Raw genomic sequence first — 10,695 nt, 5'->3', positions numbered from 1 at the left:
GCGCTCGCCGTCGCCGGGTGAGCATGTCTACGATCGTCGCTATGCGTGCCATCGTCTTCGAAGAGTTCTCCGTCCGTCCCGAGCTCCGGGAGATCGCCTCCCCCACGGCTCCCGATTCCGGCGTCATCATCGACGTCGAAGCCACCGGAGTCTGCCGCAGCGATCATCATGCCTGGTCAGGTCATGATTCGACGATCGCCCTGCCCCATGTTCCCGGGCATGAGCTGGTCGGTCGGATCGCCTCGGCGGGATCGTCCGTCAGCGATTTCCACGTCGGTCAGCGGGTGACCGTGCCCTTCGTCTGCGGCTGCGGGGCGTGCCAATGGTGTGAGTCCGGAAATGCGCAGGTGTGCCCGAACCAGACCCAGCCGGGGTTCACTCATTTCGGCTCCTGGGCCGATCAGGTCGTCATCCACCACGCCGACGTCAACCTCGTCGCAGTGCCCGAAGATCTGCCCGCCGCGAGCGTCGTCGGGTTGGGATGCCGGTTCGCCACCGCCTTCCACGGGCTGCGGGTGCGCGCCGAGCTCAACGCCGGTGAGACTGTCGCGGTGTTCGGCTGCGGCGGGGTCGGACTCTCGGCGATCATGATCGCGCGGGCGATCGGCGCCGAGGTGGTGGCCGTCGACGTCAATGATGCCGCCCTCGACCGGGCTCGCCGGCTCGGGGCGAGCAGGACCGTGAACGCATCGGACCTGAGCCCGGACGAGCTGTCCGCCGAGGTGGTCGCCCAGTACTCCGCTGACTGTCCCGACGGTGTGGCCGTGACGGTCGATGCGCTGGGTCGGGAGGACACGATCCGGGCGGCCATCGGGTCCCTGGCGCCTTTGGGCAGGCACGTGCAGATCGGTCTGCTGGCCGGTCCCCCGGTGTTCGACATGCCGCGGGTGATCGGGCTCGAACTCAGCGTCCTCGGTTCACACGGGATGGCTGCGGCCGAGTATCCGGAGCTCCTCGAGCTCGTCATGGCCGGCAGCCTGCGTCCTCAGGATCTGGTCACGCACATCATCGGCCTCGATGAGGCGCCCGCCGCGATGGAGGCGATGGGCCACAATGCCGGCCCCGCGGCCGGTCCGGTGGCGGGTCCGGCGGCCGGGATGACGATCATCGACCTCGGTCGGTGATGGTCGTCGCGGTCACGTCTCCAGCGCGGGTCGCAGCGAGGCTGCCAGCGCCTTGATGGTTTCGTGGTCGCCGGGCACACCGGGTTCGAAGGGCAGGCGCAGCCGGTCCTTCGTCTGATCCCGGTAGCGCGGGATGACGTGCATGTGGAAGTGGAACACCGACTGCCACGCATCGGCCCCGCAGCAGTTGAGCAGGTTGACCCCGTCGGCACCCCAGATTTCGACGACGGATCGGGCGATCCGCTGGGACTCGAGGGCCACCTCGGCGAGATCCTGGGCCGGGATGTCGAGCAGATCCGTGCTGTGGGCCTTCGGGATGACGAGCAGATGCCCGTCGGAGGCAGGCTGGATGTCCATGAACGCGAAGGTCGTCTCGGTCTCGGCGATCGGCGCGCTCGGTGCCTCACCTGCGACGACCTGGCAGAAGATGCAGTTCTCGGCCACCCGGACCTCAGACCATCACGGCGAGGACGACCGAATGCGGCTGGCCCTCCCAGCGGCCCAGCAGGAGTCCTGCCTCGGTGGCTTCGAGCGGAGAGTCGAGGGTGAGTTCGTGGAGCAGGTCGACGTCGCCGGCTCCGGGCAGGGGGCCTGTGCCGAAGGCGTGGGCCACCTCGGTGATCTCTTCGAGCTTGTTGCCCTCCGCGTCGACCCGGTACTGCTTCGCCGAGGTCTCGGCGGTGGCGATCGCGTGGTCGAGACGCTGCCGGAAGAGCGGGTCGCCCATTCCCGCGTAGACCCAGCGCGTGCCGAGGACCGAGTGCTCCATGGTCGTGATGAGGTGCTCTTCGGCGCCCTCGAGCGGGGCTTCGCGATAGCTCAACGGCACCTGGAGCGTCCGGTCGCCGCTGCGCACGATGTGGACCTCGAGGCCGACCTTGCCTGCCGGGTCGTCGAACCGATAGGCGCTGACCTTCTCCAGCGGTGCGGCGTCGAGATCGAGCCCAGCGGCCCAGTCCTGCTCGGCCACCCATTCGGTGATGATCTCGAGCTTTCCCGGGTCGAGCTGTGCCGTGTGGATGTCAGCCATGACGTGATCCTTCTCAGTATTTGCTTCGTTCGGGGCTTGCGGGTGGAGTTGGGGCCCTGCAGCTGGAGTTCGAGCCCTGCTGGTGCCGGGCTCAGGCCTTGCGGGTGCCGGGGATCCATTCCCCGTCGACGACTTCGTAGTCGCTGAAGATCGCCGGGGCCTCTTCGAGCATGGCCTCACCGATCTTGTTGAAGACGAGCCGGATCTCCTCCTCAGCGCCCTTCGCGGTGCGCATCTCGATGACGTGGCGCAGGGAGCGGAGGTTCGCGGTGTAGACGATGCCGGTGGCCAGGCCCTCGGGCGCGAAGCGGCGCATGAAGGAGGTCATGTGCTTCTTGTGGGAGAACTTGGTGCCCTCCTCGTCGAGTTCGAAGTGCTCGGCCATCCACTTCTGGTGCTCCTCGAGGGTATCGAGGACCTTGAGGCTGCGCTCCATCAGCTCGGAGTCTTCGCGGGCCCATTCGGGGAACCAGAACGGAATGTCGGCCAGGCGCACATAGCGCAGGGACTCCTGTGAGAACGCGGAGCCGGCGCGGTGGCGGATGAGCTCATGCGTGAGGACGCGGGAGACGTTGTGGAGGACGAAGGTGAAGTTCGCGTGCTCGAGGACGGAACCGTGCTGCGAGGCGATGACATTACCCAGGTACTGGGCGGAATCGGTGCGCACACGGGACACGTTCGGGTTGAGTCCGGGCTCCCAGGACCGGTAGCACATGCGTCCGGAGAACTCGAGGAGATCCTCGGCGTCGGGGGAATCGGCCTCTTCGACTCGATCCGCCCAGGACGTTCCGCCCACCTCGTCGAGGTATGTCCTCATCGACTCCCAGTCGATGCTGGGCTTCGCGAGCAGTTCTACGGACGGTTCGACCTGGCGCATGGTTCTCCTCGTGCAGGGGACGACGTGGTTGACTCCCAATCCTACAGTTCAGGGCTCCGCTCGCCGAGGTGATTCCGCAATTGCGGGTCAATCGTTTCGTCCGGTCCGGTGATGCGGTCGGAGGCAGTCGGCTGACCGGGCCCTGGCGGCTGGCCCGGCTCGATCGGCTGGCCCGGACTCGTGATCCAGTGCGCCTGTGCGTCCGGGGACTCCGTGATCACCGAGGTGGCCACCCCGTCGTCAAAGACCACGGCGGCACCATCGTCGATGCCGAGGCCGGGGCCCGGCAGTGCCTGTTCTGCGATCCAGGTGCGGAAGCTCTCCGCCCGTCCGGCTTCACCGTGGAAATGCGGACAGACGCTGCCGGGCAGGAAGCCCAGGCCGTCTGTGAGCGGGGCAAGAGGCCCGAAGGAATCGGTGGAGGAGCCTTCGAACCAGCAGTTGGCTCCGGCGCTGATGCCGGCGAGAATCGTGCCCGAGGCGGCGGCCTCGCGCATGATCTCGACGACGCCGTGACGACGCCAGAGTGCCAGCAGGTTCACCGTCGAGCCGCCGCCGACGTAGACGAGGTCCATGTCGAGCAGCATCCGCGGGTCTTGGTAGTCCCAGGGGCTCTGCCCGAACAGTGAGAGCACATGGGCCTCGGCACGATCGGCGAAGGCGGCTTCGAAACGGCGGGTGTAATCGGGGCTGTCGCCCGAGGCGGTGGGCACGAAGCAGACGAGGGGCAAAGGCCTGTTTGCCGCCGCCAGCAGCCAATCATCGATCGCCGATTCCCCGGTCACCGACATCGAGAACCCACCTCCGCCGAGGGCGACGATCCTGCCGCGAAACCCTGAGCCGGAGGTCACGACCGCCTCGGCGGGGTGGGGTCGACTCACGGGACCCTGAGCGTCCACTTCTCGGTGCCGAACTTCTCGGCCACGAGGGTGCGCGCCTTCTCCAGCTCCGCCTCGGTGTAGGTGTCGTAGTGCGCACCGTAGCGGTCGGCGAAGGTGGCGGCCATGACGTCGATGATGTCCTTGCGGGCCTCACCGGTCTGGCTGCGCAGGGGGTCGACGCGCTTCTTCGCGCTCGAGACGCCCTTGTCGGAGATCTTCGCTTCCCCGATGCGCAGAACCTCGACCATCTTGTCGGCGTCGATGTCATAGCTCATCGTCGCGTGGTGGAGCAGAGTCCCATCACGCAGCCGCTTCTGGGCGGCGCCGCCGATCTTGCCCCCGGTCGACGAGATGTCGTTGATGGGTTTGTAGAAGGCTTCGACACCGAGGCTCTTCAGCGCCGCGAGCACCCACTGGTCGAGGAAGACGTAGGACTCCTCATAGTCGAGCCCGGCGACGAGTGCTGGTGGGACGAACATCGAGTAGGTGATGCAGTTGCCGCCCTCCATGAACATGGCTCCGCCGCCGGAGATGCGGCGCACAACCTGCACTCCGTGCTTCTCCACGCCTTCGGGGCGCAGTTCGTTGACGTAGGACTGGAAGGCGCCGATGACGGTGGCGGTGTCCTCCCATTCCCAGAACCGCAGGGTCGGCTTGCGTCGGCCGGCGGCCACCTCTTCGAGGAGCACCTGGTCGAGGGCGACGTTGAGCTGGGTGGGCAGGACTTCACCGCGGATGACCTGCCAGTCGAAGTCGGTGAAGTTCGCCGCCGAGCCGAGCGCACGGCGGACGACCGTGGCGATGTCGGAGGTGGAGAATCCGTGCATGGCCAGCTCTGATCCATAGCCTGCAAGCGCGGCGTCGAGACGCTGACGCAGGGCCGCGTTGTCCGCAGTGACGCTGGCCCCCACGAGTGCCGGGGCCAGATCGAAGTAGGCCTCCTCGGGTTCGAGGAAGAAGTCGCCGGAGATCTTCACCCCGGTGATGACCGTGCCGTCGGTCTCCACATCGGCGACCACGAGTTTGCCGCCGATGACCTTGTACTCGCCGTGAAAGCGCTGATTCTCGTTCGTCATGATGCCAACGCTACGCTCGGGCGGCGCCCGGAGGCTGTGAAATCGCTCACTCGCGCCGTCACTGTCCTGCCCACTCCCCGCTCACGCCCTGACCATTCCTCCCGGCACTCCCCTGCTCACTCGCCTGTCAGCGTGTTCCACAGGAAGCGGTAGCTCAATGCTCGCGTGAATGCGGTCTGCTCATTGTCCGAGGCCGCCGCGTGCCCACCCTGGGTGTCTTCGTAGAACCACACGTCCGCGATCCCCTTCGACTGCATCCGGGCAGCCATCTTCCGCGCCTGCACGGGTCCGACTCGGTCATCCGAAGTGGCCGTCCAGAACAGCACGGGCGGGTAGTCGGTGCCGTCTGCGAGCAGGTGGTAGGGCGAGAAGGCGCGGATGAATTCCCAGTCCTCGGCCACGTCCGGATCCCCGTATTCGGCCTTCCACGAGTAGCCGGCGCTGAGCTTCGTGTAGCGGCGCATGTCGAGCAGCGGAACTCCGCAGGAGATTGCGCCGAAGAGCTGCGGATATTGGGTGAGCATGTTGCCCACCAGCAGTCCCCCGTTCGATCCGCCGGCGCAGGCCAGGCTCGTCGGACTCGTCACGCCCCGGTCGATGAGGTCGCGGGCGACTGCCGCGTAGTCCTCGTAGCAGCGCATCCGGTTCTCCCGCATCGCCGAGGTGTGCCATGCCGGCCCGTATTCCCCACCGCCGCGGATGTTGGCGAGCACGTAGACGCCGCGTCGACCCGCCGAGGTGGTTCGACCGAGCCATCCGATGCCGACGACGGGCGAGTAAGCGGGGGTTCTGCTGAGTTCGAAGCCGCCGTAACCGTCGAGGAGGGTGGGATTGGCACCGTCGAGTTCGAGGCCTTCGGCCCCGATCTGGAAATAGGGCACCTTCGTGCCGTCGGCGCTGGTGGCGAAGTGCTGTTCGACGCTGAGGCCCTCGTCCGGGAACAGCGCCGGGGCGGACTTGATCACCTCGGCGTCGAAGCCGTCCTCGCCGAGGCGGCCGTGGGACAGCGTCGACGGTGTGAGGAATCCGGTGCTGATCAGCCAGACGTCGTTGGCGGTCGACCCGTCGTGTCGATCCACGGCACCGAGCCCGACCATGTGGTTGGCGGGGACTCCGGACAGGTGCCGGGCGGAGAAATCGTCGTTCGGGTCGAGGACGACCAGCTCCGACTGCACATCGGAGAGCAGTTCGAGGACGAGGAAGTCCCTGGTCCAGGTGAAGGACTGCAGCGCGGTGTGAGCATCGGGTGCGAAGATCACGCGCGGGGCGATGGTGCCTGCGCGCACCTCGGCGATGTCGGCGATCGCGAGTCCTCCGGCGGGCACCGTGACGGTCTCACTGTTCCACTCCGACTGAGGGCGGAAGAGCACGAAGTCGCGTTCGACACCGACTTCCACGTCGGTGGGCACGTCGACGGTGGTCAGTGCCTTCTCCCATGCCGATGGCTCGACCGTGGTGCTGCCGTCCATGAGTCGGAGTTCGTCGATGTCGAGGACGCTCGTTGAAGTATTGAAGAAGTCGATGGCGTCGATGATGACCGCTCGGTCGCTGTTGTCGCTGCCGGGATCGATGTCGCTGCCGAGGAAGATGGCAACGTGATCGCGGGGCACCTCGGCGACGATCTGCGCTTCGCTCACGTCCTGTCCGCGCTTGAGTGCCCGGGCCTGGCGCGGGTAGGAGGAGGTGGTCAATGAGTCTTCGTCGGTCTCGGTGGCGACGAGGAGAGTGTCGTCGTCGAGCCAGGCCAGACGCGTCTTGGCGGAAGGGATGTCGAACCCGCCGTCGACGAAGGTCTTCGACTGAAGATCGAACTCGCGCACCCGGTGGGCGTCCCCGCCGTCGGGTGAGAGAAGGACGAGCGCCCTGCGGCGGTCGCTGCGTCGGACCATGGCACCGGCCCACACCCACGGCGTCTCTTCGACGCGGCCGAGCTCGTCGAGATCGAGCAGGATCTCCCAGTCGGGTGAACCGGTGAGGTAGCTCTCCCACGTGGTGCGACGCCACAACCCCTTGGGGTTGGTCTTGTCGCGCCAGAAGTTGAAGTAGTGGTCGCCGCGTTTGGCGACCATCGGGATCCGGTCATCGGAGTCCAAAGCCGTGCGGAGGTCACCGGCGAGCGAGTCGAACAATCCGTCGCGGAAGCGGTCGAGCGTCTTCGCATTCTGCTCTTTGACCCATGCGAGCTGCTTCTCGCCGTGGATATCTTCGAGCCAGAGGTTCTCATCCTCGGGTTCTGGGCTGAGGTCCTGTGCTCCATCGTTGCGCATGGAGTCATGCTATCGGTTGATCGTCGGCCCTGTTGACTTCTCAAACCGGCTTTGCCTACTGTCCATAAGGTAAGCCTCACCTATTCATCTCTGCCGTCGGACCTTCTGCGGCAGCGAAGGGAACCGATCATGCCCACCGTCTCCGTCACCCGTTCCGATTCGGGGCTCATCCTCGCCGAGGTGAAACGGACGGATCGTGTGAGTCCGCATATCATCCGTGTGACTCTGGCCGGTGGAGATCTGGGCAGCTTTGCGTACAGAGGCTTCGATCAGTGGTTCCGTCTGGCTCTCCCGGTCCGGACGAATGACAGACTCGACAATCTGCCGCAGCGATTCGGATTCGGCGGTCTGCTGAAGTTCCTGACTCTGCCCAAGGGCACCCGCCCGGTCATTCGCAATTACACCGTCCGTCAATTCCACGAAGGCACCGGCGAGCTCGATATCGACTTCGTCGTCCACGGCACGGAGGGCGTGGCGGGGCCGTGGGCGTCCACTGCCCAACCCGGCTCACCGGTCGCCCTGATCGATCAGGGCTGCGGCTGGTCTCCCTTGCCGGCCGAGAAGTCGCTCATCGTCGCCGATGAGAGCGGTATGCCGGCGGCCTTGGGAATTCTGCGGGACATGCCTCGCGAGGCCGTCGGCGACGCCATCATCGAGATCTTCGACGAACGTGACAAGCAGGACGTCGAGGCACCCGACGGGATGGACGTCCGATGGGTGATTCGCGATCCGGACGCGCCCCCCGGTTCGCAGGCCCTGCCCACGCTGCGTGGGCTTCCTCTTGCCGAGAGCCTCTATGCCTTCGCCGTCGGGGAGTCTGCTCTGGCCACCGGCACACGGCGGCACCTGGTCAACGACCGTGGCATCCCGAAGTCGAACATCACCTTCTGCGGGTACTGGCGCGTAGGCAAAGCCTCACCGAGCTGAGCAGGTGCCGGGTCTGCGTTCGGCGTTCAGCGTTCAGCATTCAAGAGCACGATTCAGAGTACAGGCGGACGGAACATCACGAGCCCCGGCTGTCCGTTCGGTGCCTGCGGTCCGTGTCCGAGTTCGACGAACCCGAGGCTGCTGTAGATTCGCCGAGCGGGCGAATCGATGTCGTCGGTCTGCAGCCAGCAGGCGTATCCGCTGACACCCCCGAGCCATCCTTCCAGGGTGCGCCGTCCGATCCCGGTCGACTTCCAGTCGGGATCGCGCGCCAGCAGGTTGAGCGCATAGGTCCATTCGAGGTGAGGGGCGGCATCGCCCAGGCTCTCGTTCAATTCATAGGCCCATGAGTAGTTCTGTTCCTGCCAGGACCAGAAATGTCCGTAGGCGAACGATCTCAGGTGGCCGTTCGACCGTGTGAGAGCGGCGAGGACTTGACCGTTGCGGACCGAGACCTCGTAGACGTCGGCAAACAGGGCCGCGTACTTCGGGTCCTCATTCAGCGGCGGCAGTGCGGCAGCGGCGCCATAGAGTGACTCGACCTCGCTCGGTGGCGGCAGCACTCCTGGAATTTCGGCAGTCGAACTCACAGGGTCCCAATGCGGCCCCAGTCCGCCGGGGAGTCCCCACACGAGCTCGACCGGGAGATCAGGCTGAATCCCGGACGACCCCGTCGCGGACACATCGTTCATAACTCCCACACTAGCCATGTCCAAGGTCAGCTGATTGAACTCGAGGTGACATTCCGTCACATCCCGCTGCCCTGGTCTCTCTCGCTGCTGACCTGATCACTCTCGGTGTCCGGCTTCCTGCAATCGCCTGGTGAGGAGTCGCTCGGCCGGACTCGGTCCTCCGTCGGGGCGAGGACGCAATTCCTCCCTGAACCACATATCTACGCCGATGGTCCGACCGAGGATTTCGACAGTCGAGCTCTGCTTCCTGCCGAACCGGGGAATCGTCAGCCACCTCGGGATGGCTTCCGAATCGCGCTGGTCGGGCACATTCGAATTCTTCGGCCCGGCGGATTCTGGTCCCGGTGGCCCGTGCGCTTCCGGCCCCGGCGGACCAGGTGGTTCCACCTCCCGTGCGCCGGTCGCACCTGGCTCCGGCGGTCCGGTCGATTCCGGCCCCGGCGGTCCGGTCGAACTCTCGACGACGAACTCATCGACTACCTCGCCTTCGACGTATTTGGGATCCGGCGGTGCGATCGCATGGGTCCCGGCCCCATATTTGTGTCCGGTGGGTGTGGTGACCACCAGCCTGTCGGCAGCTGCCTCGTGGCGCCAGCCGGTGAGTTCCTTCGCGTAGTTGCAGGCTGCGCACAGACCTGACGCGTTGTCCCACCCGGTCGCTCCCCCACCGGCGAAGGAATCGACATGATCGGCGTGCTTGATCTGCGCCTCACACCAGGGTGATCTGCAGACATCGTCGCGGATGATGACCATACGTCGAAGCAGTCCGGTGAACTCGCGGCGCCTCGAGTCCATGCGGACGAGCTGGCCGTCAGTGGGCCTCGTGTAGAGCCTGCGGAGAAACACCTCTGCTTCGTTCGCGGCCACGAAGTTCCTGGCCGACTCTGCGGGTATCGGCCCGAACCCGGGGAACCAGGCAGGGTCCTCACCCGCTGCAAAGAGGCTGCTCTCGTTCATCACGACATGTACCTCGGTCGGAATCGCCTCGGCGCCCTCTTGCCCTGTCAAACGCTGAACGAGCAGATCTGCCATGAGCTGGGACTGCGAGTTGCCCTCGGCCTGGCCGGTCCCGATCAGGGATTGCGCCGACCTGCTCAGGTTCGCATAGGCCGCAACCGCCTGCGGCATGGGCAGAAGCGCGGTCAGGTAGGCCATGTTCCCCGGTGCCGGACGCACGGTCACAGTACGCTCTTCGGTGCGTCGTTCGAGATGATCGACCGCCGCCTCCTGATCGAGCTTCTGCGCCAGCGCACGGACTTCGTTGCCGAGACGACGGATACCCACTTCGGCGAGGCGCTCTCTCATCCGCTCGTCGACTTCCTGTCGCTTCTCGCGGGGCAGCCAGGTGGTCTCCTTGACCACGATGCGCGCCTTCTCCTCCGAGATGGTCCCGCTCTTCAGCGCGGCGAAGGTGTTGGGCATATCCATGATCAAGGTGCGGGAGAAGCCGAGCAGGGCGCTGCCTCGTGCCCGTGAGACCCGGCGGGCCAGGGCGACCTCGGCCCCAAGCCCACGCCCTTGCTTCATACTCGGCATCCCGTCCACGGATTCGCGATTTCTGCGCAGCATGTCGAGGGTGAGTGCTTCTCGTGCTTGGATAGCGGCACTTGTCGAGTTCAGTTCCTCGAGTGCGGTGATCCGGTCGATGGCCTCGGCCTCGGTCGCCGCCGGCGGCAGAGAGGACAGTTCTTCACGCCACCGATGTATCTCGGCGACTGTATCTGAAACCGTCTCTGCTTCCATGCCCACCAGACTAGACCTCGGCACTGACATGACTTTTCTGGCGAGCATCGCCCGAGGTCAGTGGGCCGAAAGTGGGGA

Annotated in this window: 10 protein-coding genes; 2 read left to right on the top strand and 8 right to left on the bottom strand. The window is 65.8% G+C overall.

Annotated features, from left to right (window positions below):
- Window positions 1-41: 41 nt before the first annotated feature.
- Window positions 42-1,124, top strand: coding sequence for a zinc-binding dehydrogenase (locus CV023_RS08395; RefSeq protein ID WP_230745013.1), 1,083 nt, complete (start codon window positions 42-44; stop codon window positions 1,122-1,124).
- Window positions 1,125-1,136: 12 nt separating this feature from the next.
- Here CV023_RS08395 and CV023_RS08390 read toward each other — a convergent pair whose 3' ends face one another.
- The 6 genes from CV023_RS08390 to CV023_RS08365 form a co-directional block, all read right to left on the bottom strand.
- Window positions 1,137-1,568, bottom strand: a complete 432-nt coding sequence (locus tag CV023_RS08390; protein WP_230745012.1) for an HIT family protein — start codon at window positions 1,566-1,568, stop codon at window positions 1,137-1,139.
- A gap of 7 nt (window positions 1,569-1,575) precedes the next feature.
- On the bottom strand, window positions 1,576-2,154 hold the full coding sequence (locus CV023_RS08385; protein ID WP_230745011.1) for a CG0192-related protein: 579 nt from the start codon (window positions 2,152-2,154) through the stop codon (window positions 1,576-1,578).
- A gap of 91 nt (window positions 2,155-2,245) precedes the next feature.
- Entirely contained in the window at window positions 2,246-3,031 is a 786-nt protein-coding gene (gene thyX, locus CV023_RS08380; RefSeq protein ID WP_230745010.1) for an FAD-dependent thymidylate synthase, read from the bottom strand.
- A gap of 41 nt (window positions 3,032-3,072) precedes the next feature.
- Entirely contained in the window at window positions 3,073-3,912 is an 840-nt protein-coding gene (locus tag CV023_RS08375) for a peptidase E (RefSeq protein WP_230745009.1), read from the bottom strand.
- The gene (locus CV023_RS08370) at window positions 3,909-4,988 is read right to left on the bottom strand and encodes a lipoate--protein ligase family protein (protein ID WP_230745008.1); all 1,080 of its coding nucleotides are present in this window, start codon (window positions 4,986-4,988) and stop codon (window positions 3,909-3,911) included. The genes CV023_RS08375 and CV023_RS08370 overlap by 4 nt, the downstream gene beginning before the upstream one ends.
- A 116-nt stretch (window positions 4,989-5,104) precedes the next feature.
- Window positions 5,105-7,255 (bottom strand): prolyl oligopeptidase family serine peptidase, encoded by a 2,151-nt coding sequence (locus CV023_RS08365; protein WP_230745007.1) that lies wholly within the window; start codon window positions 7,253-7,255, stop codon window positions 5,105-5,107.
- 129 nt (window positions 7,256-7,384) lie between these two features.
- Between CV023_RS08365 and CV023_RS08360 the strand changes: the two genes are divergently transcribed.
- Window positions 7,385-8,182, top strand: a complete 798-nt coding sequence (locus tag CV023_RS08360) for a siderophore-interacting protein (protein ID WP_230745006.1) — start codon at window positions 7,385-7,387, stop codon at window positions 8,180-8,182.
- A 53-nt stretch (window positions 8,183-8,235) separates the two neighbouring features.
- Here the strand turns inward: CV023_RS08360 and CV023_RS08355 are convergent, their stop codons facing one another.
- Together CV023_RS08355 and CV023_RS08350 are read right to left on the bottom strand one after the other, a co-directional pair.
- On the bottom strand, window positions 8,236-8,874 hold the full coding sequence (locus CV023_RS08355; RefSeq protein WP_230745005.1) for a hypothetical protein: 639 nt from the start codon (window positions 8,872-8,874) through the stop codon (window positions 8,236-8,238).
- A gap of 96 nt (window positions 8,875-8,970) precedes the next feature.
- Window positions 8,971-10,617 carry an HNH endonuclease gene (locus CV023_RS08350; protein ID WP_230745004.1) on the bottom strand — a complete coding sequence of 549 codons (1,647 nt, stop codon included), beginning with the start codon at window positions 10,615-10,617 and terminating at the stop codon, window positions 8,971-8,973.
- Window positions 10,618-10,695 lie beyond the last annotated feature (78 nt).

This window comes from Brevibacterium sp. CCUG 69071 (assembly GCF_021023135.1).
Taxonomy (GTDB): domain Bacteria; phylum Actinomycetota; class Actinomycetes; order Actinomycetales; family Brevibacteriaceae; genus Brevibacterium.
The sequence above is the reverse complement of the archived record's forward strand: the minus strand, read 5'-3'. Positions and strand labels throughout refer to the sequence as shown.